The sequence below is a fragment of the Brevibacillus sp. FSL K6-0770 genome, assembly GCF_038000275.1.
GTDB classification, from domain to species: Bacteria; Bacillota; Bacilli; order Brevibacillales; family Brevibacillaceae; genus Brevibacillus; species Brevibacillus parabrevis.
The window spans coordinates 224,203-249,029 of record NZ_JBBOBQ010000001.1; the positions used below are offsets into that span (position 1 = coordinate 224,203).

General features: G+C 49.2%; 28 protein-coding genes and 1 other annotated feature. Of the genes, 27 read left to right on the forward strand and 1 reads right to left on the reverse strand.

Translation table 11 applies throughout. The features are described 5' to 3' along the window. The first annotated feature begins 10 nt into the window (after positions 1-10). The 20 genes from NST23_RS01295 to NST23_RS01390 all read left to right on the forward strand — a co-directional run bounded on the left by NST23_RS01295 (position 11) and on the right by NST23_RS01390 (position 20,486). Positions 11-412, forward strand: a complete 402-nt coding sequence (locus tag NST23_RS01295; RefSeq protein ID WP_063231126.1) for a Mini-ribonuclease 3 — start codon at positions 11-13, stop codon at positions 410-412. Between the two features lie 3 nt (positions 413-415). Next, positions 416-1,171, forward strand: coding sequence for a 23S rRNA (guanosine(2251)-2'-O)-methyltransferase RlmB (rlmB, locus tag NST23_RS01300; protein ID WP_063231125.1), 756 nt, complete (start codon positions 416-418; stop codon positions 1,169-1,171). Position 1,172: 1 nt separating this feature from the next. Further along, a complete protein-coding gene (locus NST23_RS01305; protein WP_122966810.1) occupies positions 1,173-1,697 on the forward strand; it encodes an NYN domain-containing protein in 525 nt (174 codons plus the stop codon). 82 nt (positions 1,698-1,779) lie between these two features. Continuing rightward, positions 1,780-2,430, forward strand: a complete 651-nt coding sequence (sigH, locus tag NST23_RS01310) for an RNA polymerase sporulation sigma factor SigH (RefSeq protein ID WP_005828894.1) — start codon at positions 1,780-1,782, stop codon at positions 2,428-2,430. 293 nt (positions 2,431-2,723) lie between these two features. After that, complete coding sequence (gene rpmG, locus NST23_RS01315) at positions 2,724-2,873, forward strand: 50S ribosomal protein L33 (RefSeq protein ID WP_003392018.1); 150 nt, start codon at positions 2,724-2,726, stop codon at positions 2,871-2,873. Then, positions 2,873-3,121, forward strand: coding sequence for a preprotein translocase subunit SecE (gene secE, locus NST23_RS01320; RefSeq protein ID WP_063231123.1), 249 nt, complete (start codon positions 2,873-2,875; stop codon positions 3,119-3,121). The genes rpmG and secE overlap by 1 nt, the downstream gene beginning before the upstream one ends. A gap of 45 nt (positions 3,122-3,166) precedes the next feature. Next, on the forward strand, positions 3,167-3,703 hold the full coding sequence (gene nusG, locus NST23_RS01325; RefSeq protein ID WP_063231122.1) for a transcription termination/antitermination protein NusG: 537 nt from the start codon (positions 3,167-3,169) through the stop codon (positions 3,701-3,703). A gap of 183 nt (positions 3,704-3,886) precedes the next feature. Further along, a complete protein-coding gene (rplK, locus tag NST23_RS01330) occupies positions 3,887-4,312 on the forward strand; it encodes a 50S ribosomal protein L11 (protein ID WP_005828886.1) in 426 nt (141 codons plus the stop codon). 90 nt (positions 4,313-4,402) lie between these two features. Then, the gene (gene rplA, locus NST23_RS01335; RefSeq protein ID WP_122966809.1) at positions 4,403-5,086 is read left to right on the forward strand and encodes a 50S ribosomal protein L1; all 684 of its coding nucleotides are present in this window, start codon (positions 4,403-4,405) and stop codon (positions 5,084-5,086) included. A gap of 42 nt (positions 5,087-5,128) precedes the next feature. Then, positions 5,129-5,293: a sequence feature (ribosomal protein L10 leader region), on the forward strand. 24 nt (positions 5,294-5,317) lie between these two features. Continuing rightward, positions 5,318-5,833: a 50S ribosomal protein L10 gene (gene rplJ / locus NST23_RS01340; RefSeq protein ID WP_063231120.1), complete on the forward strand. Its 516-nt coding sequence runs from the start codon at positions 5,318-5,320 to the stop codon at positions 5,831-5,833. A gap of 55 nt (positions 5,834-5,888) precedes the next feature. Continuing rightward, positions 5,889-6,251, forward strand: coding sequence for a 50S ribosomal protein L7/L12 (rplL, locus tag NST23_RS01345; RefSeq protein ID WP_063231119.1), 363 nt, complete (start codon positions 5,889-5,891; stop codon positions 6,249-6,251). 99 nt (positions 6,252-6,350) lie between these two features. Beyond that, positions 6,351-6,947, forward strand: a complete 597-nt coding sequence (locus tag NST23_RS01350; protein WP_122966808.1) for a class I SAM-dependent methyltransferase — start codon at positions 6,351-6,353, stop codon at positions 6,945-6,947. A gap of 307 nt (positions 6,948-7,254) precedes the next feature. Continuing rightward, the gene (gene rpoB / locus NST23_RS01355) at positions 7,255-10,794 is read left to right on the forward strand and encodes a DNA-directed RNA polymerase subunit beta (RefSeq protein ID WP_122966807.1); all 3,540 of its coding nucleotides are present in this window, start codon (positions 7,255-7,257) and stop codon (positions 10,792-10,794) included. Positions 10,795-10,823: 29 nt separating this feature from the next. Continuing rightward, on the forward strand, positions 10,824-14,450 hold the full coding sequence (gene rpoC / locus NST23_RS01360) for a DNA-directed RNA polymerase subunit beta' (RefSeq protein ID WP_063231116.1): 3,627 nt from the start codon (positions 10,824-10,826) through the stop codon (positions 14,448-14,450). Positions 14,451-14,588: 138 nt separating this feature from the next. Continuing rightward, entirely contained in the window at positions 14,589-14,843 is a 255-nt protein-coding gene (locus NST23_RS01365; protein ID WP_122966806.1) for a 50S ribosomal protein L7ae-like protein, read from the forward strand. A 120-nt stretch (positions 14,844-14,963) separates the two neighbouring features. After that, positions 14,964-15,407 (forward strand): 30S ribosomal protein S12, encoded by a 444-nt coding sequence (gene rpsL, locus NST23_RS01370; RefSeq protein ID WP_005828873.1) that lies wholly within the window; start codon positions 14,964-14,966, stop codon positions 15,405-15,407. Between the two features lie 54 nt (positions 15,408-15,461). After that, entirely contained in the window at positions 15,462-15,932 is a 471-nt protein-coding gene (gene rpsG, locus NST23_RS01375) for a 30S ribosomal protein S7 (protein WP_063231114.1), read from the forward strand. A gap of 71 nt (positions 15,933-16,003) precedes the next feature. Further along, positions 16,004-18,082, forward strand: a complete 2,079-nt coding sequence (fusA, locus tag NST23_RS01380; protein ID WP_063231113.1) for an elongation factor G — start codon at positions 16,004-16,006, stop codon at positions 18,080-18,082. Positions 18,083-18,201: 119 nt separating this feature from the next. Then, complete coding sequence (tuf, locus tag NST23_RS01385) at positions 18,202-19,392, forward strand: elongation factor Tu (RefSeq protein WP_122966804.1); 1,191 nt, start codon at positions 18,202-18,204, stop codon at positions 19,390-19,392. A 161-nt stretch (positions 19,393-19,553) separates the two neighbouring features. Next, the gene (locus tag NST23_RS01390; RefSeq protein WP_173598086.1) at positions 19,554-20,486 is read left to right on the forward strand and encodes a DMT family transporter; all 933 of its coding nucleotides are present in this window, start codon (positions 19,554-19,556) and stop codon (positions 20,484-20,486) included. Positions 20,487-20,494: 8 nt separating this feature from the next. Here NST23_RS01390 and NST23_RS01395 read toward each other — a convergent pair whose 3' ends face one another. Next, entirely contained in the window at positions 20,495-20,893 is a 399-nt protein-coding gene (locus tag NST23_RS01395; RefSeq protein WP_122966802.1) for a globin domain-containing protein, read from the reverse strand. A 352-nt stretch (positions 20,894-21,245) separates the two neighbouring features. Here NST23_RS01395 and rpsJ point away from each other — a divergent pair, with 352 nt between their 5' ends. The 7 genes from rpsJ (at position 21,246) to rplV (ending at position 24,820) form a co-directional block, all read left to right on the forward strand. Continuing rightward, positions 21,246-21,554 carry a 30S ribosomal protein S10 gene (gene rpsJ / locus NST23_RS01400; RefSeq protein ID WP_005828858.1) on the forward strand — a complete coding sequence of 103 codons (309 nt, stop codon included), beginning with the start codon at positions 21,246-21,248 and terminating at the stop codon, positions 21,552-21,554. A gap of 150 nt (positions 21,555-21,704) precedes the next feature. Next, positions 21,705-22,334 carry a 50S ribosomal protein L3 gene (rplC, locus tag NST23_RS01405; protein ID WP_122966800.1) on the forward strand — a complete coding sequence of 210 codons (630 nt, stop codon included), beginning with the start codon at positions 21,705-21,707 and terminating at the stop codon, positions 22,332-22,334. A gap of 17 nt (positions 22,335-22,351) precedes the next feature. Beyond that, positions 22,352-22,975, forward strand: a complete 624-nt coding sequence (gene rplD, locus NST23_RS01410; protein WP_063231108.1) for a 50S ribosomal protein L4 — start codon at positions 22,352-22,354, stop codon at positions 22,973-22,975. Beyond that, positions 22,975-23,265: a 50S ribosomal protein L23 gene (gene rplW, locus NST23_RS01415; protein ID WP_007716243.1), complete on the forward strand. Its 291-nt coding sequence runs from the start codon at positions 22,975-22,977 to the stop codon at positions 23,263-23,265. Before rplD ends, rplW begins: the two co-directional genes overlap by 1 nt. Before the next feature lie 32 nt (positions 23,266-23,297). Beyond that, positions 23,298-24,128, forward strand: a complete 831-nt coding sequence (gene rplB / locus NST23_RS01420) for a 50S ribosomal protein L2 (RefSeq protein ID WP_063231107.1) — start codon at positions 23,298-23,300, stop codon at positions 24,126-24,128. Positions 24,129-24,176: 48 nt separating this feature from the next. Then, entirely contained in the window at positions 24,177-24,458 is a 282-nt protein-coding gene (gene rpsS, locus NST23_RS01425) for a 30S ribosomal protein S19 (protein ID WP_005828846.1), read from the forward strand. Between the two features lie 29 nt (positions 24,459-24,487). Beyond that, complete coding sequence (gene rplV, locus NST23_RS01430) at positions 24,488-24,820, forward strand: 50S ribosomal protein L22 (protein ID WP_063231106.1); 333 nt, start codon at positions 24,488-24,490, stop codon at positions 24,818-24,820. Positions 24,821-24,827: the final 7 nt, after the last annotated feature.

A 24,827-nucleotide genomic window follows, 5' to 3' on the forward strand; every position in this document is an offset into this window, starting at 1 on the left:
AAGAAACAAGATGCAAAAAGAAGAATTGACCCGAGATCCCAACCTGACAAATCCACTCGTGCTCGCCTTTCTGGGCGATGCTACCTATGCGCATTGCGTGCGGTACCATCTGATCGCCAAGGGGCTGGTTAAACCTAACCAGCTCCACAAGGCGGCCAATCGTTACGTGTCAGCCAAGGCACAGGCCAATGTGCTGCTTACGCTGATGCCGACATTGCCGGAGGATGAGTTGAATGTGGTGAAGCGGGGACGGAATGCGAAGTCTGGTTCTACCGCCAAAAATGCCGACATTATCGACTACCGGCATGCCACGGCCTTTGAAGCGCTGATTGGCTACTTGTATTTGTGCGGAAAAGAAGAGCGGATCGCAGAAATTGTGCAACAGGCGTTTGCTATTGTGGAAGGAGAGTAAGGCATGAGTGAAGAGTGGATTTTGGGGAAAAACCCCGTCATTGAAGCGCTGCGGTCCGGGCGCACTATCAATAAAATCTGGGTTGCGGAAGGGACCAACAAAAATCTGATGGCACCCGTTTTTGCTTTGGCAAAAGAGAACGGGGTCATCGTGACGACAGCCAACCGCAAAAAGTTGGATCAGCTCGTATCGACGGACAACCATCAGGGAGTTGTGGCATCGGTAGCTGCTTATGATTATGTGGAAGTGGACGATATTTTGAAACGGGCAGAGGAAAAAGGCGAGCAGCCGTTTATTTTGCTGCTGGACGAGCTGGAGGACCCGCATAACCTCGGTTCGATCATGCGTACGGCGGATGCTGTGGGAGCGCATGGAGTCGTCATTCCGAAGCGCAGATCGGTCAGCCTGACCGCAACAGTGGCAAAAGCTTCTGCCGGAGCAATCAATTACGTGCCGGTTGCGCGCGTCACCAATCTCGTGCGCACGATGGAGGAATTGAAAGAACGGGGAGTCTGGATTGCAGGAACAGACGCGAGTGCCAAGCAGGACTTCCGCCAGGGCGATTACACGATGCCGCTCGCAATCGTCATCGGCAGCGAAGGAAAAGGGATGAGTCGCCTCGTACGGGAAAACTGTGATTTCCTTTACAGCCTTCCGATGGCGGGAAATGTGACCTCTCTGAACGCTTCTGTAGCTGCTGCTTTGTTGATGTATGAAGTATATCGCTCCAGGAGTCCACTTCCGACGCGGGTGAAGTAAAATGGCAAAAAGAAAAGCCAAGCAGCTGTTGATCGTAGACGGCTACAATATCATCGGTGCCTGGCCAGAGCTGCGCGTTTTGAAGGATCAGGAACGGATGGCTGAGGCGCGCGATCTGTTAATCTCCCAAATGGCAGAGTACCAAAGCTATACCGGGACAAAAGTGATTATCGTGTTCGACGCGTACAACGTCCCGGGTATCGGTCGGCAGATGGAAGACTTTCTGGTTGAAATTTATTTCACGAAGAAAAAGGAGACGGCTGACGAGAAAATTGAACAGCTTGTCTCCGAATTTAACCAAAAAAATCGACAAATTTATGTAGCGACTTCTGACTACACATCCCAACGTGTTATTTTTGGACAGGGAGCCTTGCGCAAATCCGCGAGGGAGTTATTGCTGGACATGGAAAACGCAGGCAAGGAAATCAAGCAACAGGTTCAAAAAACGCATGAAGAACGCTTCTCCAAACGGGTTGTGCTGAATGACGAAATAGCGAAAATATTCGAAAAATGGAGAAGGGAATAACTTGGATTCGGTTGACGCTTTTTTATGGCATCATGTATAATAGCGTCATCTATGGAGAAACCGGTTGGCGGAGGGATCATTTGTGAGCGTTGACCTCAAGGAGTTAAAACATGCCCAATATGAACTAATGACCGACGAAGAAGTAGTCGACCTGGTTCGCGATAATGATGCCGAAGCTCTGGAGTATTTGATCAACAAATACAAGAACTTTGTGCGTGCCAAAGCGAGATCCTATTTTCTTATTGGGGCTGACCGCGAAGACATTGTACAAGAAGGCATGATTGGTCTGTACAAGTCCATTCGCGACTTCAGAGGCGACAAGCTCACGTCGTTCAAGGCATTTGCCGAGCTTTGCATTACCCGTCAAATCATCACGGCGATCAAAACGGCGACCAGGCAGAAGCACATTCCGCTCAATTCGTACGTTTCGCTGGACAAGCCTATTTACGACGAGGATTCTGACCGTACGCTGCTTGATGTGATTTCTGGAACTAAAGTAACCGATCCCGAAGAGCTGTTCATCAATCGCGAAGAGTTTGATGACATCGAAGGGAAAATGAGTGAAATTTTAAGTGATTTGGAGCGGCAGGTGCTGATGCTCTATTTGGATGGACGATCCTATCAGCAAATTGCCGTTGAGCTAAAGCGCCATGTCAAATCTATCGATAATGCGTTGCAACGCGTCAAGCGCAAGCTGGAGCGCTATCTGGAAGGCAGAGAGATTCATCTGTAAAACAGGGAATCTCTTTTTGTTTTTTCGCGTCATTGGGGCCAAAAAGCTTTGTACATAACGAGACTTCGGGTGAATATGGAAGCAAAAGCCCTTCTTTTTGTCAAGTCATTTTGTTTGACATGGGTATTTCGGTATGATAAATTTATTTAGGTAGCCATAGACTCTTATCTCTCTGTTCTATGGTTACTTTGATGAATGAAATGGTCAGGAAAAAGTAGCGGTTTTCCCGTACTATTTGTCATTGAGTACATTTAACGAATAGCAGGTTTGAAATGAGATGGAGGTGGCAATAAATGCGAGTAAACATCACGTTGGCGTGCACCGAGTGTGGCGAGCGTAACTATATCTCCACAAAAAACAAGCGAACCACTACTGAACGTGTTGAGCTGAAAAAGTATTGCTCCCGTGACAAGAAGCAAACCCTTCATCGCGAGACGAAGTAATGGTTGATGCGACGAAGTCAGGGGGTGGCAAAGTGGGTTTTTTAGCACGAATCGGAGCCAGTTTTCGCCGTACCGGTGATTTCTTTGGCGACGTAATGTCCGAACTAAAGAAAGTCCGTTGGCCGAACCGCAAGGAATTGACCACGTATACGCTGGTTGTTCTCATTACGGTTGTGCTTCTGGCAATATTCTTCTTCGTCGTTGATTTGGGAATCTCGCGCTTGATCGATTTGATTCTAGGAAAGTAATTTTGCAAGTCTTAGGAGGGACGGACGGTTAACGTCCTGGTGGATATGGAAAAAGCATGGTATGTCGTTCATACGTACTCAGGTTACGAAAACAAGGTTAAGACGAACCTGGAGAAGCGCGTCGAGTCGATGGGCATGGAAGACAAGATCTTTCGCGTTCTCGTTCCCACTGAGGAAGAAGTGGAGACTAAGGATGGCAAAAAGCGCACCGTCACGAAAAAGGTTTTTCCTGGATACGTCCTTGTTGAAATGGTGATGACGGACGACTCTTGGTATGTCGTGCGAAACACTCCTGGGGTTACCGGCTTTGTCGGATCCACGGGCGCTGGCTCCAAGCCGACAGCGCTGCGTCCTGAAGAGGCCGATACGATTCTCAAGCAAATGGGGATCGAAATTCCCAAGATCAGAGTCGATTTTGCTCTCCGCGATATGGTGCGCGTCACAGATGGTCCATTTTCTAATCGCACCGGGGAGATTATCGAGATTTACCCGGACAGACAGAAGGTTCGCGTATTGGTGGACATCTTCGGTCGCGAAACACCGGTGGAGCTAGACTTTACACAAGTTCAAAAATTGGATTAGGATTCAACTTGAAAAGTATCGCGCTATGTGGTACATTTCATTTTGTTTTAACAATCCCACAACAATATCTGGGGTTTCTTGCACTCTCACTATAGATCGAAAGTCTTTTACGAGACTTTCTTAATAAGGTGGGAGGGGGCATTCCCCCGTAATAACCACATGTGAAGTAAGGAGGTGTCTTACGTGGCTAAGAAGGTTATCCGCGTAATTAAATTACAAATCCCAGCAGGTAAAGCGAATCCTGCACCTCCAGTAGGTCCGGCTCTCGGTCAAGCTGGTGTAAACATCATGGGGTTCTGTAAAGAATTCAATGCACGTACAGAAAGCGAAGTTGGCATGATCATTCCGGTGGAAATCACCGTGTTTGAAGACCGCTCTTTCACTTTTATTACAAAAACTCCTCCAGCTGCAGTTCTGTTGAAGAAAGCTGCTGGTATCGAGTCCGGATCCGGCGTACCGAACAAAACAAAAGTTGCTACGCTGAAACGTGATAAAGTTCGCGAAATCGCTGAACTGAAACGTCCTGACCTGAATGCTGCATCCGTGGAAGCGGCTATGCGCATGGTGGAAGGTACTGCACGTTCCATGGGTATCGTAATCGAAGACTAATTGTCTTGAGTGCAAGGGGGCACAGACGTTGTGCCCCCCTGTCTGTGGGAGGATTAACCGCTACGACCACATTGAAGGGAGATTTAAATCATGGCAAAAAAAGGTAAGAAATATCAAGAGGCTGTAAAGCTCGTTGATAAAAACAAAGTATACGAAGTAGTTGAAGGCATTGAGCTGGTTAAAAAAGCAGCTACTGCTAAATTCGACGAAACAGTTGAAGCAGCATTCCGTTTGGGTGTAGACCCTAAACGTGCTGACCAACAAATCCGTGGCGCTGTAGTATTGCCACACGGTACTGGTAAAGTACAACGCGTTCTCGTATTCGCTAAAGGCGAAAAAGCAAAAGAAGCAGAAGCTGCTGGCGCTGACTTCGTAGGCGATGCAGACATGATCGCGAAAATTCAAGGTGGCTGGTTCGACTTTGACGTCGTAGTAGCTACTCCTGACATGATGGGTGAAGTAGGTAAATTGGGTCGTGTACTCGGTCCAAAAGGCCTGATGCCAAACCCTAAAACCGGAACTGTTACTTTCGACGTAACAAAAGCGGTTAACGAAATCAAAGCAGGTAAAATTGAGTATCGCGTAGACAAAGCAGGTAACATCCACGCTCCTATCGGAAAAGCATCCTTCGATGCTGATAAGCTGGCTGAGAACCTGGCAGCTCTGACTGAAGCACTGAACCGTGCGAAACCAGCTGCGGCTAAAGGCGTTTACATGAAAAATGTAACCCTGAGCTCCACTATGGGCCCTGGCGTACGCGTAGCTGTAAAATAATGACACTTGACTTCCTTTTGGGAAGTTGTTAAGATAGTCCCTGTTGATGAAAAGAATATGCCGTAGACAGAAGGTGCGGTACTTGCGAGAGTAACGCTTAATATCCCTCCGAGGCGTGTAATGTACGAAAGAGGAAACGTTGATTTCCTTTGACGATAGAGCATTATGCCCTCGTGATGTCTGCGAGGGCATTCTTCATTTTCTAGGATTAGAGCACGGGAGGTGTAAACAATGGCAGAAATTCGTCCAACCGTTATTCGTGAAGAGAAAGTACAAGCGATCAACGAAATCGCAGCCAAGCTCCGTGAGAGCCAAACCACAGTGGTGGCTGACTACCGCGGTCTGACTGTAGCCCAAGTTACCGAGCTCCGCAAACAACTGCGTGAAGCTGGTGTTGAGTTCCAGGTGTTGAAAAACTCCCTGACTCGTCTGGCTACTGAAAAAGAAAGCTTGACTGAACTGGATCAATATCTGACTGGCCCGAACGCTTTGGCGTTCTCCAAAGACGATATCATCGCTCCAGCGAAAGTTATTGCTGAATTCGCGAAGAAAAACGACAAGCTGGAAATCAAGGGTGGCGTGATCGAGGGCAAAGTAGTTGGTGCTGAACAAATTCATGCACTGGCAACTCTTCCTTCCCGCGAAGGTCTCTTGTCCATGCTTCTCTCCGTCCTGCAAGCTCCAATGCGCAACGTTGCACTGGCAGTCAAAGCAGTGGCCGAGCAAAAAGAAGGTCAAGGCGCTTAATCGTCTGATCGGCTGATGTTTCAATAAAACTATCCATTGAATGGAGGATTTCAAAATGTCTAAAGAGCAAATCTTGGAAGCCATCAAAGGCATGTCCGTTCTCGAACTGAACGACTTGGTAAAAGCAATTGAAGAAGAATTCGGTGTAACTGCTGCTGCTCCTGTAGCTGTAGTTGCTGGTGGCGCTGCTGAAGCTGCTGCTGAGCAAACTGAGTTCACTGTAAACCTGGTAAGCGGCGGAGCTTCCAAAATCAACGTTATTAAAGTTGTTCGCGAGCTGACTGGTCTGGGTCTGAAAGAAGCAAAAGACCTGGTAGACAACGCTCCAAAAACACTCAAAGAGGGCGTTTCCAAAGACGAAGCAGAAGCTCTCAAAGCAAAACTCGAAGAAGCTGGCGCACAAGTAGAAGTGAAGTAAGTTAGCTTTCTTTAGAAATTCCCCTTGCCTGCGGCAGGGGGTTTTTCTGTAAGAGGACGGCGAGTTTTTTTTCAATCGATGAGGAAGGGTGAATCACACGTGGGAGATCACTATTACACCAGTCAACCGGGAACGGCGCATGACGAACAGCAATTTTCGTTTGTGCTTCGCGGGAGGGAGCTTCGCTTCACCACTGACGCCGGTGTTTTTTCCCGGGACCGGATTGATTTTGGCAGTGTATTGCTCATCGAAAACATGGAGATCGGCAGTCACGCTCGGGTTTTGGATGTGGGGTGCGGCTACGGGCCGATTGGCTTGACCGCTGCCACGCTGGCTGACCAGGGAAAAGTGACGATGATCGATGTGAACGAGCGTGCGGTTGACCTGGCTCGTCGGAATGCCGAAAGAAACGGAATCAAAAATATCGAAGTGCGGGTCAGTGATGTTTACAGTGCCGTGCAAGGTGAGCAGTACGACGTCATTTTGACCAATCCGCCGATTCGGGCGGGCAAAGAAATTGTACATCGCATTTTTACTGAAGGACATGAGCTGCTCGTTGAAGGTGGAGAGATGTGGGTAGTCATTCAGAAAAAGCAAGGCGCCCCGTCTGCATTGAAAAAGCTGCAAGAAACCTACCGTGAAGTGATAGAAGTGGATCGGGAAAAGGGCTACTCCATTTTTCGCGCAATCAAATAGTCAAGCGATAATCATTAGAAAACTTTTCTTGACGTGAATATTTGATTGTGGTAGCATTATAAAATGTCAATATGGGATAAATGTCTATTTTTCAGTAATTCCCTGTTTGTCAAGCGTTTCTACTTTTTTCCTGAAAGAGGAATGTTTGTGTAAAAACATGGGAATTCTTTTAAAATAGAGTTTCTCTGGGTTAAAAATGGTTGATGCTGCTTTAACCCATTTTTATTTTAAGGTGTTCGCCTGCAATTGCAAGATTGCCGAATGCCAAGTTTCTATGTGTGAAAACACAACCTGAGGGGTGAATAAGTTGGCAGGTAAAGTGATTCAAAGTGGCCGACACCGCCAGCGTCGTACGTATTCACGTATTAACGAAGTGCTGGGCCTTCCAAATCTCATCGAGATTCAGCAAAAGTCCTACCAATGGTTCCTTGATGAGGGGCTCCGTGAGATGTTCCAAGACATTTCGCCAATCCAGGACTTCACTGGCAATCTCGTGCTGGAGTTTATCGACTACAGCTTGGGAGAGCCAAAGTACGATGTTGACGAGTCGAAAGAACGTGACGTCACCTATGCGGCGCCTCTGCGTGTGAAGGTACGTTTGTTGAACAAAGAGACGGGAGAAGTGAAGGAACAAGAAGTCTTCATGGGGGATTTCCCGCTCATGACCGAAACGGGAACCTTCATTATTAATGGTGCTGAGCGCGTAATCGTCAGCCAGCTTGTTCGTTCCCCCAGTGTATATTACAACACCAAAGTGGACAAAAACGGCAAGCAGACGTTTACAGCTACGGTAATCCCGAACCGGGGTGCGTGGCTGGAGCTGGAGACCGATGCGAAAGACGTAATTTATGTCCGCATCGACCGTACGCGAAAAATCCCGGTAACGGTTCTTTTGCGTGCACTGGGCTTCGGTTCCGACATCGAGATTCTCAACTTGCTGGGTGAAGATGAGTACATCAAGAACACGCTGGAAAAAGACAATACCGACTCTACGGAAAAAGCGCTGATCGAGATTTACGAGCGCCTTCGTCCGGGTGAGCCGCCAACAGTCGAAAACGCGAAGAGCCTCTTGATCTCTCGTTTCTTCGATCCAAAACGTTACGACCTGGCTTCTGTAGGTCGCTACAAGATGAACAAAAAGCTTCATCTGAAAAACCGTCTGTACAACCAGCGTTTGGCTGAAACATTGGTAGATACCAAAACCGGCGAAATTTTTGCCGAGGCGGGACAAATGATTGACCGCCGCGTACTGGATCGCATTGTGCCTGCGTTGGAAACCAACATTGGTTTCCTTGATGTTCGTACGCATGGCGGCGTTTTGGAAGAAGAGACGATTCATCTGCAATCCATTAATATTTTCTCTCCGATTGAAGATGGCAAGATCATCAAAGTCATCGGAAACGGAAATGTGGATAAATCCTTCAAGCATATTACGCCGGCGGATATCGTTTCGGCGATCAACTATTTCATGAACCTGCTTCATGGCGTTGGTTCCACTGACGATATTGACCACTTGGGCAACCGTCGTCTCCGTTCCGTGGGTGAGCTTTTGCAGAACCAGTTCCGTATCGGTTTGTCCCGTATGGAGCGCGTGGTTCGCGAGCGTATGTCCATTCAGGATCAGAACCAAATCACGCCGCAGGCTCTGATTAACATCCGTCCTGTTATTGCGTCGCTGAAAGAGTTCTTCGGAAGCTCCCAGCTGTCTCAGTTTATGGACCAAACCAACCCATTGGCTGAGCTGACGCACAAACGCCGTCTGTCCGCTCTCGGACCTGGTGGTTTGACGCGTGAGCGCGCGGGCTTTGAAGTGCGCGACGTTCACCACTCTCACTACGGCCGTATGTGTCCAATTGAGACGCCAGAGGGACCAAACATCGGTTTGATCAACTCCCTGTCGTCCTTTGCGCGCATTAACGACTACGGCTTCATTGAAACGCCACGCCGCAAGGTAGACCCGGAAACAGGCTTTGTGTTGAGGGACATCGTCTATCTGACTGCGGATGAAGAGGATGTTTTCAACGTGGCGCAGGCGAACCAGCCTCTCGATGATGATGGACGCTTCGTGAACGACATGGTTATCTGCCGTCGTAAAGGCGAGATCTTGAGCGTGCCTCGCGACAAGGTAGACTTCATGGACGTATCGCCTAAGCAAGTTGTATCCGTTGCGACGGCGCTCATTCCGTTCCTTGAGAACGATGACGCGAACCGCGCGCTGATGGGTTCAAACATGCAGCGGCAGGCCGTTCCGCTTTTGATTCCACAAGCACCGTTCGTCGGTACGGGTATGGAGCACAAAGCAGCGCAAGACTCCGGTGTGGCGATCGTTGCCAAGCATCCGGGTCAAGTTGAGCGTGTAACGGCTCGCGAAATCTGGATTCGCCGCTATAAAGAAATCGACGGCAAGAAAGTTGCTGGCGATATCGACAAATACAAAATGCACAAGTTCATCCGTTCCAACCAGGGAACCTGCATCAACCAGCGTCCGATCGTAAGCCGCGGAGACTGGATTGAAAAAGGCGACATCATTGGTGACGGTCCTTCCACCGAAAAAGGTGAATTGGCATTGGGTCGTAACGTAATCGTCGCGTTTATGACGTGGGAAGGTTACAACTACGAGGATGCGATTCTCCTGAGTGAGAAGCTTGTGAAGGATGACGTTTATACGTCGATCCATATTGAAGAATACGAGTCCGAAGCTCGCGACACCAAGCTGGGCCCAGAAGAGATCACCCGCGATATTCCTAACGTCGGGGAAGACGCTCTGAAAAACCTGGATGAGCGCGGTATTATCCGCGTCGGCGCTGAGATTCAAGACGGCGACATTCTCGTTGGTAAAGTAACGCCAAAAGGGGTTACCGAGCTGACTGCGGAAGAACGCCTCTTGCACGCCATTTTCGGGGAAAAAGCCCGTGAAGTTCGCGATACATCCCTGCGCGTACCGCATGGTGGTTCCGGTATTATCGTAGACGTGAAAGTGTTTACGCGTGAGAACGGCGACGAGCTGCCTCCAGGCGTGAATCAACTGGTTCGTGTCTACATCGCCCAAAAACGGAAAATCTCCGTGGGTGACAAGATGGCCGGACGACATGGTAACAAAGGGGTTATTGCCCGGATCATGCCAGAAGAGGATATGCCATTCCTCCCAGACGGCTCTCCTGTTGAAATCGTACTGAACCCGTTGGGCGTACCTTCCCGTATGAACATCGGTCAGGTATTGGAGACTCACTTGGGTATGGCAGCGAAGCTTCTCGGCATCCATGTGGCGACACCTGTATTCGACGGTGCCCGTCAGGCAGAAGTATTCGAGACTTTGGAAGAGGCTGGCCTCGACCGTGATGGTAAAACCATCTTGTATGATGGACGTACAGGTGAACCGTTCGATCGTCGTGTAACGGTCGGATGCGTATACATGCTGAAACTGGCTCACTTGGTAGATGACAAGATTCACGCCCGTTCTACCGGTCCATACTCTCTCGTTACTCAACAGCCATTGGGTGGTAAAGCTCAATTCGGCGGACAGCGTTTCGGGGAGATGGAGGTTTGGGCATTGGAAGCTTACGGTGCAGCCTACACCTTGCAGGAAATTCTCACCGTCAAGTCGGATGACGTCGTGGGTCGCGTGAAGACGTACGAAGCGATTGTCAAAGGTGAAAACGTGCCAGAGCCAGGTGTTCCTGAATCGTTCAAGGTTCTGATCAAGGAACTGCAAAGCTTGGGTATGGACGTGAAAATCCTGTCCGGCGACGAGCAGGAGATTGAAATGCGTGAAATGGAAGATGAGGATGAAGGCAACGGTGAAAAACTGAACCTCGTTCTCGAAGGTGGAAGCTTGAACGACGAGTAAGATTCCGGTACAAAGGGAGGTAACGCCCTGTGATAGACGTGAACAACTTCGAATATATGAAGATCGGCTTGGCTTCCCCCGATAAGATCCGTTCGTGGTCTTTCGGGGAAGTGAAAAAGCCAGAGACGATCAACTACCGCACACTGAAACCGGAAAAAGACGGCTTGTTCTGCGAACGCATCTTTGGACCGACCAAAGACTGGGAGTGCCATTGCGGTAAGTACAAGCGTGTGCGTTATAAAGGTGTAGTGTGCGACCGTTGCGGCGTGGAAGTGACCCGCGCCAAAGTACGGCGTGAGCGCATGGGGCATATTGAACTGGCTGCCCCAGTTTCTCACATCTGGTATTTCAAAGGGATTCCAAGCCGCATGGGCTTGGTGCTCGACATGTCCCCGCGTTCCCTGGAAGAAGTTATCTACTTCGCTTCTTATGTAGTAACTGATCCAGGTGATACACCACTCGATAAAAAGCAGCTGCTCTCGGAAAAAGAGTACCGCAACTATCGTGAGAAGTATGGCCACTCTTTCCAAGCGATGATGGGAGCTGAGGCGATCAAACGCCTGCTCGCGGAAATCGATCTGGACAAAGATGTGGAAACGTTGAAAGAAGACCTGAAAACAGCACAAGGCCAACGTCGCAACCGTGCGATCAAACGTCTGGAAGTGCTTGAGGCATTCCGCAACTCCGGAAACCACCCGGATTGGATGGTTCTGGACGTACTGCCGGTAATCCCGCCAGAGCTTCGCCCAATGGTTCAACTCGATGGTGGACGTTTTGCCACTTCCGACTTGAATGACCTGTACCGTCGCGTAATCAACCGGAATAACCGTCTGAAGCGCCTGCTTGAACTGGGTGCTCCTGACATTATCGTACAAAACGAAAAACGGATGCTGCAGGAAGCAGTAGACGCACTTATCGACAACGGTCGTCGCGGCCGTCCGGTAACTGGACCAGGTAACCGTCCGCTGAAATCTCTCAGCCACATGCTGAAAGGTAAACAAGGACGTTTCCGCCAAAACTTGCTCGGTAAGCGCGTTGACTACTCCGGTCGTTCCGTTATCGTTGTAGGACCTAACCTGAAGATGTACCAGTGCGGTTTGCCAAAAGAAATGGCATTGGAACTCTTCAAACCGTTCGTGATGAAAGAGCTCGTTTCCAAAGGACTCGCTCATAACATCAAGAGCGCCAAGCGCAAGGTAGAGCGCGTTCAGCCTGAAGTATGGGACGTTCTCGAAGACGTGATTCGCGAGCATCCGGTGCTTCTGAACCGTGCCCCCACCTTGCACCGTCTGGGTATCCAGGCTTTCGAACCAGTATTGGTTGAAGGCCGTGCGATCCGTTTGCACCCGCTCGTTTGTACAGCGTACAACGCTGACTTCGACGGTGACCAAATGGCGGTTCACGTTCCGTTGTCCGCAGAGGCGCAGGCAGAAGCCCGTATCCTCATGCTGGCAGCGCAAAACATCTTGAACCCGAAAGACGGTAAACCAGTAGTAACGCCATCCCAGGACATGGTGCTTGGTTCTTACTATCTGACACTGGAACGTGAAGGCGACAAAGGCGAGGGTACGATCTATCGCGATCCTCATGATGCGATCGCTGCTTACCAGCAAGGCTTCATCAGCTTGCATACGCGCATCGTTTTGCCAGCGAGACGCCTGAACAAAACCAGCTTTACTGAACGCCAACAGAACGCGCTCATCGTAACGACAGTAGGGAAAGTGATCTTCAACGAGATCTTCCCTCCAGATTTGCCGTTCATCAACGTTCCGACCAAATCGAACCTGCAAAACATGGTTCCTGACGAATACTTTATTTTTGACAAAGGTACCAACGTAACCGAGTTTGTGCGCAACCTGCCAGATCCGGGTGCGGTGAAAAAAGGCTTCCTGGGAACGATCATTTCCGAGTGCTTCCGTCGCTTCGGCACGATGAAAACTTCCATGATTCTCGACAGAATCAAAGAGCTTGGCTTCACGTACTCCACTAAAGCGGGTATCACAATCGCGGTAGCGGACATTGCCGTACCTGGCAAGAAGAAAGACATCCTCGATGAAGCGGATCAAAAGGTTGCAACTGTCATGACGCAGTTCCGCCGTGGTCTGATTACTGAGGATGAGCGTTATGACCGCGTTATCTCCATCTGGTCCAAAGCCAAGGATGAGGTAACCGAGGTACTCATGAAGTCCATGGATAAGTTCAATGCGATCTTCATGATGGCGAACTCCGGTGCCCGCGGTAACGTATCCCAGATCACTCAGCTCGCTGGTATGCGCGGTCTGATGGCGAACCCATCCGGTCGAATCATCGAGTTGCCGATCAAATCCAACTTCCGTGAAGGTCTGACTGTATTGGAGTACTTTATCTCCACGCACGGTGCGCGGAAAGGTCTCGCCGATACGGCGCTGCGTACTGCGGACTCGGGTTACTTGACCCGTCGTCTCGTAGACGTTGCCCAAGACGTGATCGTCCGCGAAAAAGATTGCGGTACAGATAAAGGTATTCGTGTTACAGCGATCAAGGATGGCCGTGAAGAAATCGAGAAGCTGTCTGACCGTCTGGTTGGACGTACATGCTTCGAGACACTCCGCCACCCGGAAACAAAAGAAGTCATCATCGGCCGCAACGAGGAAATTTCCGAAGAGGTTGCCGAGTATATCGAAAAAGTGGGCATCACAAGTGTCTACATCCGTAACGTACTTGCTTGCCGCACCAGCCATGGTGTCTGCAAACTTTGCTACGGACGCAACCTGGCAACAGGAGCCGAAGTGGAAGTTGGGGAAGCGGTTGGTATTATTGCCGCTCAGTCCATTGGTGAGCCGGGTACCCAGCTGACCATGCGTACCTTCCATACCGGTGGGGTTGCGGGAGACGATATTACCCAAGGTTTGCCGCGTATTCAAGAGTTGTTCGAAGCGCGCAATCCGAAAGGTCAAGCCGTTATTTCTGAAATCGACGGGGAAGTTGTCGACATTCGTGAAGGTAAAGACCGTCGTGAAATCGAAGTTCGCGGTGAAGCGGAAAACAAAGTGTACGCTGCTCCATACGGCTCGCGCATCAAAGTATCTGTTGGTGTCAAGCTGAGCGCTGGTGACGAGCTCACGGAAGGTTCCGTCGACCCGAAAGAAATGCTCAAAGTTCGCGGCATGCGCGGCGTTTCCAACTACATTTTGCAAGAGGTACAAAAAGTTTACCGCATGCAGGGTGTAGAAATTAACGACAAGCACGTTGAGGTTATGATCCGTCAGATGCTCCGCAAGCTGCGCGTCATCGACAGCGGAGATACAGACCTCTTGCCAGGCTCTTATGTGGAAGTTCCTGAGTTTGAGCAAGCGAACGCAAAAGTTCTCATCGAAGGCAAAAATCCAGCAGTGGGTCGTCCGGTTCTTTTGGGGATTACAAAAGCATCCCTGGAAACCGACTCCTTCCTGTCGGCGGCTTCCTTCCAGGAGACAACGCGCGTTCTCACAGACGCAGCGATCAAAGGAAAAGTGGATCGCCTGCTCGGTCTGAAAGAAAACGTGATTATCGGGAAACTTGTTCCGGCAGGTACCGGTATGTCTCGCTATCGCAATGTAAAAGTAGCAAGTCAGGTTGATTACGAAGCAGAACTCGAAGCTCTCAAAGCTGAGCAAGAAGCGGTTTCTGTAGAGTAATTGTGGGGGTGGCGTCCGCCAGATTTTGGCGGGCGCCTTCCTGAATAAAAAATATGAGTTGGGCGTTGACAACAGCGAACCCACCTGATATTATATTCAAGTGTGCCTGATATCTGTACTTTGGAGGATATGAGAATCATGTCTTATGAAAAAGTAGAGCGGGCCAAGGAGTTGACGATCGGTGTTAAGCAAACGATGAAAGCTGTGGAAAACCAGCAGGTTGAAGCAGTGTACATCGCGGTTGATGCTGATAGACGTTTGACCCAAAAAGTCGAGCTCCTTTGCAAAGAGAAGGGTGTTCCAGTCATTCATGTAGATTCCATGCGCCGTCTAGGCAAAGCGTGCGGAATTGAAGTGGGAGCGGCTACCGCTGCGATTAAGAAAAGTGGTTAACGATGTTTTTGTCTGTTGCGCGATGCGTAAAAGATGGACAAGAACTTTCTATTTGGCCTAAAAATGACTCACCTGGATCTGTGGTCTTGAAGATTGGGTATTAAGAAGGGAGGTAACATCATGCCTACAATTAACCAATTGGTGCGTAAAGGTCGCGAGGACAAGGTTGTGAAGTCTAAGTCCCCAGCTTTGCAAAAAGGGTACAACAGCTTCAAGAAAAGCCAAACCAACCAAAGCTCTCCTCAAAAACGTGGTGTTTGCACTCGTGTAGGTACCATGACTCCGAAAAAACCGAACTCCGCGTTGCGTAAATACGCTCGTGTGCGTTTGACAAACGGAATCGAGGTAACAGCTTACATCGGTGGTATTGGCCACAACCTGCAAGAGCATAGCGTCGTGCTGGTGCGCGGCGGTCGTGTAAAAGACTTGCCAGGGGTACGCTACCATATCGTTCGTGGTGCACTTGACACTGCTGGCGTAAACAACCGTAAACAAGGTCGTTCCAAATACGGTACAAAACGTCCAAAACCAGGTCAAGCAGCTGCAGCAGCGAAAAAGAAATAAGAAAAGCGCCTTTGAAGTGGCGTGAATTTATACCGAAAAGAAGGAGGGAATACGATGCCTCGTAAAGGTCCTGTAACCCGTCGTGACGTGTTGCCAGATCCTATTTACAACAGCAAGCTGGTTACTCGCTTGATTAACCGTCTGATGTTGGATGGCAAACGCGGTGTAGCGCAAAATATTCTCTACAACGCATTCACCATCATTCAGGAGCGCACAAGCCGCAACCCGATGGAAGTGTTTGAAGAAGCACTGAAAAACGTAATGCCTGTACTGGAAGTTAAAGCTCGCCGTGTAGGTGGTGCTAACTACCAAGTACCGATCGAAGTAAAACCGGAGCGCCGTACCACTCTTGGTCTGCGTTGGTTGGTTAACTACTCCCGTAACCGTGGAGAGAAAACCATGGAACAACGCCTGGCTAACGAGATCATGGACGCTGCTAACAACACCGGTGCAGCAGTTAAAAAGCGTGAAGACACGCACAAGATGGCTGAAGCGAACAAAGCGTTTGCTCACTATCGCTGGTAGGAAATTGAATCGGGTGTCCGTCTTGGATACCCGTTTATTCAAAAACTCGAGTATGGAAGGAGCATACCTGAATGGCTCGCGAGTTCTCTTTGCCGAATACGCGTAATATCGGTATCATGGCTCACATCGATGCTGGTAAAACGACAACGACTGAGCGTATTCTGTTCTACACCGGTCGCGTTCACAAAATTGGTGAGGTGCACGAAGGTGCAGCAACCATGGACTGGATGGAACAAGAGCAAGAGCGCGGTATCACCATCACTTCGGCTGCTACTACTGCTCAATGGGATGGCCATCGTATCAACATTATCGACACGCCAGGCCACGTAGACTTCACTGTAGAAGTTGAGCGCTCCCTGCGCGTTCTTGACGGTGCTGTAACCGTTTTTGACGCAAAAGGTGGCGTTGAGCCGCAAACCGAAACCGTATGGCGCCAAGCTGACCGCTACGGCGTACCGCGTATGTGCTACATCAACAAAATGGATATCTTGGGTGCTAACTTCGATATGTGCTTGGGACAGATCAAATCTCGTCTGGGTGCAAATCCTGTAGCAGTTCAATATCCAATCGGTGCTGAAGACCAATTCAAAGGTATGGTTGACCTGATCGAAATGAAGGCAATCATCTATACCGATGACCTGGGCAAAACTTCTGACGCTACCGAAATCCCAGCTGACCTGAAAGACAAATGCGAAGAGCTGCGTCTTGCACTGGTTGAAGCAGCTGCGGAACAAGACGAAGAGCTCATGATGAAGTACTTGGAAGGCGAAGAGCTGACCAACGACGAAATCCGTGCAGCTCTGCGTAAAGGTACAATTGAGTGCAAACTGACTCCTGTAATGTGCGGATCTTCTTACCGTAACAAAGGTGTTCAGCCTATGCTGGACAACGTTGTTCGTTATCTGCCATCTCCAGTAGACATTCCTGCAATCAAAGGTACTTTGCCTGACACTGAAGATGAAGTTGAACGTCCAGCTGACGACAACGGTCCGTTCTCTGCTCTTGCTTTCAAGATCATGACTGACCCGTATGTTGGCCGTCTGACTTTCTTCCGCGTTTACTCCGGCGTACTGAACTCCGGTTCTTACGTTCTGAACTCCACAAAAGGTAAACGTGAGCGTGTAGGTCGTATCCTGCAAATGCACGCAAACCACCGCGAAGAGATTCAAATCGTTTACTCCGGTGACATTGCTGCAGCTGTAGGTTTGAAAGATACAACAACTGGTGATACTCTGTGTGATGAAAAGGCTCCAGTAATCCTTGAGTCTATGGAGTTCCCAGAGCCAGTTATCTCTGTTGCGATCGAACCAAAATCCAAAGCAGACCAAGACAAGATGGGTATCGGCCTGTCCAAACTGGCTGAAGAGGATCCAACGTTCAGAACCCGCACAGACGAAGAGACTGGTCAAACGATCATCTCCGGTATGGGTGAGCTTCACCTGGAGATCATTGTTGACCGTCTGAAACGCGAATTTAAAGTCGAGTCGAACGTAGGTGCACCACAAGTAGCTTACCGTGAAACATTCCGGAAAGAAGCGAAAGTGGAAGGTAAATTCGTTCGCCAGTCCGGTGGTCGTGGTCAATACGGTCACGTTTGGGTGGAGTTCGCTCCTCTCGAACCAGGTCAAGGCTTCCAATTCGAAAACAAAATCGTCGGTGGTGTGGTACCGCGCGAATACATCCCTGCTGTACAAGCGGGTATCGAAGAAGCGATGAAAAATGGTGTTATCGCCGGCTTCCCGCTGGTTGATATCAAAGCTACTATCGTAGACGGTAGCTACCATGATGTCGACTCCTCCGAGATGGCATTTAAAGTAGCAGGTTCTCTCGCTCTGAAAGAAGCTGCGAAAAAATGTGGCGCTGTATTGCTCGAGCCAATCATGAAAGTAGAAGTTACAATGCCTGAAGAGTACATGGGCGACGTAATGGGTGACCTGAACTCCCGCCGCGGTCGTATCGAAGGTATGGAAGCTCGTGCAAATGCACAAGTAATCCGTGCAATGGTACCACTGTCCGAGATGTTCGGATACTCCACAGTTCTTCGTTCCCGTACCCAAGGCCGTGGCGTTTACTCCATGGTGATCGACCACTACGAAGAAGTACCTAAATTCATCGCTGAAGAAATCGTTAAGAAATCTAAAGGCGAATAATTTACGGTTCCGCTTTATCTTGAATCAGGAAAGGTTTACAATATTTAAGGTACAACCCTTGGTAGGGTAAACCTTTCTTACCTATAAAACCCTTATCATTTAAGGAGGCTTTAGCTCTCATGGCAAAAGAAAAATTTGAGCGTAATAAACCACACGTTAACATCGGTACTATTGGTCACGTTGACCACGGTAAAACTACCCTGACTGCTGCCATCACTACTGTATTGGCAACACAAGGTAAAGCAAAAGCAATGAACTATGCTGCGATTGACGCTGCTCCAGAAGAAAAAGAGCGCGGTATCACAATCAACACAGCACACGTTGAGTACGAAACTGACAACCGTCACTATGCACACGTTGACTGCCCTGGTCACGCGGACTATGTGAAAAACATGATTACTGGTGCTGCTCAAATGGACGGAGCTATCCTGGTTGTATCCGCAGCTGATGGCCCAATGCCACAAACTCGCGAGCACATCCTGCTCTCCAAACAAGTAGGCGTACCTTACATCGTAGTATTCATGAACAAATGCGACATGGTAGACGATGAAGAGTTGCTCGAACTGGTTGAAATGGAAATCCGTGACCTGCTGTCTCAATACGAGTTCCCAGGTGACGACACTCCAGTAATCAAAGGTTCTGCTAAAGAAGCTTTGGACAACCCAACTGGTGACTGGGCTAAGAAAATCGTTGAACTGATGGACGCTGTTGACAGCTACATCCCAACTCCTGAGCGCGCAACTGACAAGCCTTTCCTGATGCCAGTTGAGGACGTGTTCACAATCACTGGCCGTGGTACAGTTGCTACTGGTCGTGTAGAGCGCGGTATCGTTAAAGTTGGTGACCCAGTTGAGATCATCGGTCTGGCTGAAGAAACAAAAACTTCCACTGTAACTGGTGTTGAGATGTTCCGCAAATTGCTGGATCAAGCTCAAGCTGGTGACAACATCGGTGCTCTCTTGCGCGGTGTAGACCGTAAAGACATCGAGCGTGGACAATGCTTGGCGAAACCAGGTTCCGTTAAGCCTTACACTAAGTTCAAAGCAGAAGTTTACGTTCTGTCCAAAGAAGAGGGCGGACGTCACACTCCTTTCTTTGCTAACTACCGTCCACAATTCTACTTCCGTACAACTGACGTTACAGGTATCATCCAACTGCCAGAAGGCGTTGAAATGATCATGCCTGGCGACAACACTGAGTTCACCGTTGAACTGATCGCTCCAGTAGCGATGGAACAAGGTACTCGCTTCGCGATCCGCGAAGGTGGCCGTACAGTAGGCGCTGGCGTTGTAGCTTCTATCGACGCGTAGGATTTACTGATACGTACAAAAACCCGACAGCATATGTTGTCGGGTTTTTCTTTTTGCCTGTTTACTCTCATCGATTTTCTGCATGGCTCCCATCAAAATGATTCAATAAGCCAATAGATGACCGTGTGCTACAATACGATCAGCGGATGGGGGATAGAGAAATGAAAAACAATGAAAAGCTGTTATTTTTCATGCTGGCTGGCGTAGTCATACTTTGGGGCTTGAACGTGGTAATGGTAAAGTATCTCACGTCGTTTCCGCCGCTGTATGTAGCAGCTATTCGCATGACGGTCGCAGGAATTTGCTTGGCGCCAATCATTTATAAATACAGAACGAGCTTGCGGTTGAAAAAAACAGATTGGCTGTTGATTGCCGGAGTAGGGGCCAGCTCTATTGCGTTGCACCAGATCACATTGGCAGCAGGCGTGCAGACGACTACAGCAGGCAATGCGTCGCTGATCCTCGGATTGAACCCACTGGCAACAGCTCTGCTGGCTATGCTTTTCCTCGGAGAACACATGTCGTGGCAAAAAGGACTCGGCATTGGCGTAGGGTTTGCGGGAGTGTTGATTGTCGTCATTTCGCAACATGGCGGAATCCATATGAACGGCTGGGGAGATGCGATCATGTTTTTCTCCATGCTGATGTACGTCACTGGCGGCTTATTGATTCGCAAGCTTGTCGTCCGGGGAGTTCCTGTGCTGCTGATCACAGCCTTGTCGCAAATGTTCGGAATCGCGTTTTTGTGGGCGACAGCTCTCACGCTGCAACCGGCATCCTACTACTTGTCGCTTGAAGTGTCTGCGTTCCAATGGCTGGTGATCTTCATTTCCGGGGCGCTTTCTACAGCTTTGGGTTCGGTAGGCTGGAATTATGGTATTCGCCAGCTGGGAGCAAGCCGAACTGCCTTGTTCTTGAACGGAATGCCAATGGCGAGCCTGTTCTTTGCAGCGCTGTTCCTGGGGGAACAATTAAAGCTGGTCCACATGCTCGCGCTGTTAATGATTGTGGCCGGGGTGTACCTCGGATCAAGAAACCTCGTCAAGACGAAGTCCAGCTCAGCAAAAACGATGGCTAAAATAACAAAAGCGTAGGGAGATCCCTACGCTTTTTCTTCTTGGTCCCACTTGTTCACCATATGATAAGCGGTCAAACGCAGACGCTCAAAAATTTGCTCGCGTATCTCGCCCTCAAGTCCGGTTTTGTCCATCGCCGTTTTCATGCAAGCCAACCAGGCTTCTGCCTGTACAGGGCCAATGGGGAAACGAATGTGGCGTGCACGCAGCATCGGATGTCCGTGGCGATTTGAATAGAGGGTAGGCCCACCGAGAAACTGGGTAAGAAACATATATTGGCGCTCTTTCACTTCCGTAAAGTCTTCGGGGAAGAGCGGAGCAAGGTCAGGGTGCCGGGCAACCAGGTCGTAAAATGTATCAACCAGACGGGACAAAGTATCAGCCCCGCCGATCATCTCATAGGGAGTGCGCATGGTCTCAGACATACAAATAACCTCCTTTGCAATGACGAATCCCTTTAAGTATAACGTGTTCTTTCTATTATAGATAGAACAGTGGCGAGTTGGCAGGGAATCCCGCTTGCCTTTCTGCTCAGAAATCAGTAAGATGTTCAAGGTGAGTCTTTCAGTAGGCTCGCGTGTACAAAAAAATGTGCGGCAAACTAAGAAATCACTTGCGTAGCCCAAATATTTTTAGTACAATATTGAATGTTGGTCATGGACTTGCGATGATGTGGGAGGTTGCTGACACACCCGGCCCCTTTGCCATGACCGGGGTGCAGGATATTTCCACGGAGAAATGTCTGTTTAATAAATGGGCGAAAAAGGAGGGACTAAAATGGCAAAGCAAAAGATTCGTATTCGTTTGAAGGCGTATGATCACAAAATCCTCGATCAATCCGCGGAGAAAATCGTGGACACAGCGAAGCGTTCCGGTGCAAACGTATCCGGTCCAATTCCGCTTCCTACCGAGAAAGCAGTTTATACGATCCTGCGTGCGGTGCATAAGTACAAAGATTCTCGTGAGCAATTCGAGATGCGTACTCACAAACGTTTGATCGACATCTTGAACCCTACACCACAAACAGTAGATGCTTTGATGCGTCTGGATCTGCCGTCTGGTGTAGATATCGAGATCAAACTGTAAGGTCCCAAAAAGCGATACACGCGCAGACGTTGTCTTGATAAGCGTGTTATACCAAGCAACAAACCCTTAAAATGGCACCCCTGCGCATCGATGGGGACTTGATACAACATAAAAAACGTTTTACTGAAATAAGCACAGGAGGTGGCACAAATGACCAAAGGAATCTTAGGGAAAAAACTTGGAATGACTCAAGTTTTTGGTCCAAACGGAACAGCGATCGCTGTAACGGTTATCGAAGCAGGTTCTAACGTGGTTCTTCAAAAGAAAGACGTGGAGAACGACGGCTACGAAGCGATCCAAATCGGCTTCGAAGACAAAAAAGAACAGCGCGCTAACAAGCCGGAAAAAGGCCATGCAGCAAAAGCTAACACTGCTCCTAAGCGCTTCGTTCGCGAAATTCGCGGAATTAACCTCGCTGATTACGAGGTTGGTCAAGAGTTGAAAGTAGACATTTTTGCCGAGGGAGAAATCGTTGACGTATCCGGCGTAACCAAGGGTAAAGGTTTCCAAGGTGCGATCAAACGTCACAACCAATCCCGCGGTCCTATGGCTCACGGTTCGCGTTACCATCGCGGTCCTGGTTCCATGGGTGCTGTCGCTCCAAACCGCGTTTTCAAAGGTCAAACCCTGCCAGGTCAAATGGGTGGCGACAACGTAACCATTCAAAACCTGGAAGTAGTTAAAGTAGATGCTGCTCGCAACCTGATTCTCGTTAAAGGCTCCGTGCCTGGCCCGAAAAACAGCTGCGTGCTCGTATCGACGGCAGTCAAGAAACACTAAGGAAAGGAGGAACTGACATGCCGAAAGTAGCTCTTTATAACCAAACTGGTTCTCAAGTTGGCGAAATCGAATTGGCAGATAGCGTGTTCGGGATTGAGCCTAACAACGCTGTTCTGTACGATGCGATCGTGATGCAACAAGCATCCCAACGTCAAGGAACACACGATGTAAAGAACCGCTCTGAAGTACGTGGTGGTGGCCGCAAGCCATGGCGCCAAAAAGGTACAGGTCGCGCACGCCAAGGTTCCATTCGCTCTCCGCAATGGAAAGGTGGCGGTGTTGTATTCGGTCCAACTCCGCGCAAATACGGTTACAAACTGAACCGTAAAGTTCGCCGTTTGGCTCTGAAATCCGCACTGTCCGCGAAAGTACAAAACAACGAACTCCTGGTTCTGGAAGCTCTGAACTTCGCAGCTCCTAAAACCAAGGAAATGACAGCTGTTCTGAACAGCTTGAAAGCAGATCGCAAAGTTCTGATCGTGACTTCCGAGTACGATCAAAACGTAGCTCTCTCTTCCCGTAACATCCCAGGTGCCAAATTCGTAGATGCTGCAGGCATTAACGTTCTGGATCTGGTAGCGCATGACAAAGTAATCGTGACGAAAGAAGCGGTTGCGAAAGTAGAGGAGGTGCTCGCATAATGAAGAGCCTTCATGATGTCCTTAAACGCCCTGTCATTACCGAGCGCACCACTGACATGATGGCTGAGAAGAAGTACGTTTTCGAAGTACCTCTCAAAGCTAACAAAACAGAAATCAAGCAAGCTGTTGAAAAAGTATTTGGCGTAAAAGTAGAAGCAGTAAACACTGTTCGTGTTCCTGCGAAACCAAAACGCTACGGAAAATACTCCGGTTACACATCCGAGTGGAAGAAAGCAATCGTTAAGCTGACTGATGACAGCAAAGAATTGGCCTTCTACGAGGGAGTATAACCTCGACGACTACCGAAAAGGAGGGTAATAACATGGGTATCAAAAAGTTTAAACCGACTTCTCCTGGTCGTCGCCAAATGACGGTTTCTACTTTCGAGGAGATCACCACATCGACTCCCGAAAAATCCTTGTTGGCGCCTCTCAGCAAAAAAGCTGGTCGCAACAACCAAGGTAGAATTACCGTTCGTCATCAAGGTGGCGGTCATAAACGTAAATACCGTATTATCGACTTCAAGCGTAACAAAGATGGTATCGTAGGTCGCGTAGCTACTATCGAGTACGATCCAAACCGTTCCGCTAACATCGCGCTGATCAACTATGTTGACGGTGAAAAACGTTACATCCTCGCTCCACACAACCTGAAAGTGGGCGACGAGATCGTATCCGGAGCAGATGCCGACATCAAAATCGGTAACGCGCTGCCACTGGAGAAAATCCCGGTAGGTACTACCATCCACAACATCGAGTTGAAACCTGGTAAAGGTGGACAACTGGTGCGTGCAGCTGGTGCTTCTGCTCAACTGCTCGGTCGTGATGGTGAGTTCGTAATCGTTCGCCTGTCTTCCGGTGAAACTCGCCGCATCCATAACGTATGCCGCGCTACCATCGGTCAAGTAGGTAACCTGGATCACGAACTGCTGAACATCGGTAAAGCAGGACGTTCCCGCTGGTTGGGTATCCGTCCAACTGTACGCGGTAGCGTAATGAACCCTAACGATCACCCACACGGTGGTGGTGAAGGTCGCGCTCCAATCGGTCGTAAAGCACCTGTTACTCCTTGGGGTAAACCAACCCTGGGTCTCAAGACTCGCAAGAAGAAGAACAAGTCCGACCAATACATCATCCGCCGCCGCAAGAAATAAGGTAGGCTGATATAATACCGAACGCCTTTGGCGAAGGGAGGTTCACTAATGGGACGTAGCTTAAAAAAGGGTCCTTTCGTGGATGACCACTTGATGAAAAAAGTTGACGAGCAAAATGAAAAGAACGAGAAACGCGTGATCAAAACTTGGTCTCGCCGTTCCACCATCTTCCCTGAGTTCGTAGGACACACGTTTGCAGTATACGATGGCCGCAAACATGTACCAGTATACGTATCGGAAGACATGGTTGGTCATAAATTGGGTGAATTCGCACCAACTCGTACCTTCAAGGGTCACGTCGACAACGACAAGAAATCCAAGAAGCGCTAAATTTCTCTTGACAGAGAGGAGGTACAAAGATGGAAGCTAAAGCAGTTGCTCGCAATATTCGCATCGCGTCTCGTAAAGTCCGCCTGGTTGTTGACTTGATCAGAGGCAAGCAAGTAGGTGAAGCGTTGGCGATCCTGAAACATACGCCAAAAGCAGCTTCTCCAGTTGTTGAAAAGCTCCTGAAGTCGGCTATTGCAAACGCTGAGCACAACTACGAAATGGATCCTAACAGCCTCGTAGTGAGCAAAATCTTCGTAGACCAAGGTCCTACGTTGAAGCGTTTCCGTCCGCGCGCTATGGGTCGCGCAAGCCGCATCCATAAACGCACAAGCCACATCACAGTGGTACTAAACGAGAAATAAGGAGGGA

Excerpts from the sequence above, each read along its gene's own strand:
- NST23_RS01395 (WP_122966802.1), bottom strand. The coding sequence starts at position 20,893 with ATGTCTGAGACCATGCGCACTCCCTATGAGATGATCGGCGGGGCTGAT.
- rplJ (WP_063231120.1), top strand. The coding sequence starts at position 5,318 with ATGGCAGAAATTCGTCCAACCGTTATTCGTGAAGAGAAAGTACAAGCG.
- rplD (WP_063231108.1), top strand. The coding sequence starts at position 22,352 with ATGCCGAAAGTAGCTCTTTATAACCAAACTGGTTCTCAAGTTGGCGAA.
- nusG (WP_063231122.1), top strand. The coding sequence starts at position 3,167 with ATGGAAAAAGCATGGTATGTCGTTCATACGTACTCAGGTTACGAAAAC.
- rplV (WP_063231106.1), top strand. The coding sequence starts at position 24,488 with ATGGAAGCTAAAGCAGTTGCTCGCAATATTCGCATCGCGTCTCGTAAA.
- rpsL (WP_005828873.1), top strand. The coding sequence starts at position 14,964 with ATGCCTACAATTAACCAATTGGTGCGTAAAGGTCGCGAGGACAAGGTT.
- NST23_RS01295 (WP_063231126.1), top strand. The coding sequence starts at position 11 with ATGCAAAAAGAAGAATTGACCCGAGATCCCAACCTGACAAATCCACTC.
- rpsJ (WP_005828858.1), top strand. The coding sequence starts at position 21,246 with ATGGCAAAGCAAAAGATTCGTATTCGTTTGAAGGCGTATGATCACAAA.
- secE (WP_063231123.1), top strand. The coding sequence starts at position 2,873 with ATGGTTGATGCGACGAAGTCAGGGGGTGGCAAAGTGGGTTTTTTAGCA.
- rpmG (WP_003392018.1), top strand. The coding sequence starts at position 2,724 with ATGCGAGTAAACATCACGTTGGCGTGCACCGAGTGTGGCGAGCGTAAC.
- rplW (WP_007716243.1), top strand. The coding sequence starts at position 22,975 with ATGAAGAGCCTTCATGATGTCCTTAAACGCCCTGTCATTACCGAGCGC.
- rplL (WP_063231119.1), top strand. The coding sequence starts at position 5,889 with ATGTCTAAAGAGCAAATCTTGGAAGCCATCAAAGGCATGTCCGTTCTC.
- rplC (WP_122966800.1), top strand. The coding sequence starts at position 21,705 with ATGACCAAAGGAATCTTAGGGAAAAAACTTGGAATGACTCAAGTTTTT.
- NST23_RS01305 (WP_122966810.1), top strand. The coding sequence starts at position 1,173 with ATGGCAAAAAGAAAAGCCAAGCAGCTGTTGATCGTAGACGGCTACAAT.
- rplB (WP_063231107.1), top strand. The coding sequence starts at position 23,298 with ATGGGTATCAAAAAGTTTAAACCGACTTCTCCTGGTCGTCGCCAAATG.
- NST23_RS01390 (WP_173598086.1), top strand. The coding sequence starts at position 19,554 with ATGAAAAACAATGAAAAGCTGTTATTTTTCATGCTGGCTGGCGTAGTC.
- rplA (WP_122966809.1), top strand. The coding sequence starts at position 4,403 with ATGGCAAAAAAAGGTAAGAAATATCAAGAGGCTGTAAAGCTCGTTGAT.
- rpsG (WP_063231114.1), top strand. The coding sequence starts at position 15,462 with ATGCCTCGTAAAGGTCCTGTAACCCGTCGTGACGTGTTGCCAGATCCT.
- rpsS (WP_005828846.1), top strand. The coding sequence starts at position 24,177 with ATGGGACGTAGCTTAAAAAAGGGTCCTTTCGTGGATGACCACTTGATG.
- fusA (WP_063231113.1), top strand. The coding sequence starts at position 16,004 with ATGGCTCGCGAGTTCTCTTTGCCGAATACGCGTAATATCGGTATCATG.
- NST23_RS01365 (WP_122966806.1), top strand. The coding sequence starts at position 14,589 with ATGTCTTATGAAAAAGTAGAGCGGGCCAAGGAGTTGACGATCGGTGTT.
- tuf (WP_122966804.1), top strand. The coding sequence starts at position 18,202 with ATGGCAAAAGAAAAATTTGAGCGTAATAAACCACACGTTAACATCGGT.
- rlmB (WP_063231125.1), top strand. The coding sequence starts at position 416 with ATGAGTGAAGAGTGGATTTTGGGGAAAAACCCCGTCATTGAAGCGCTG.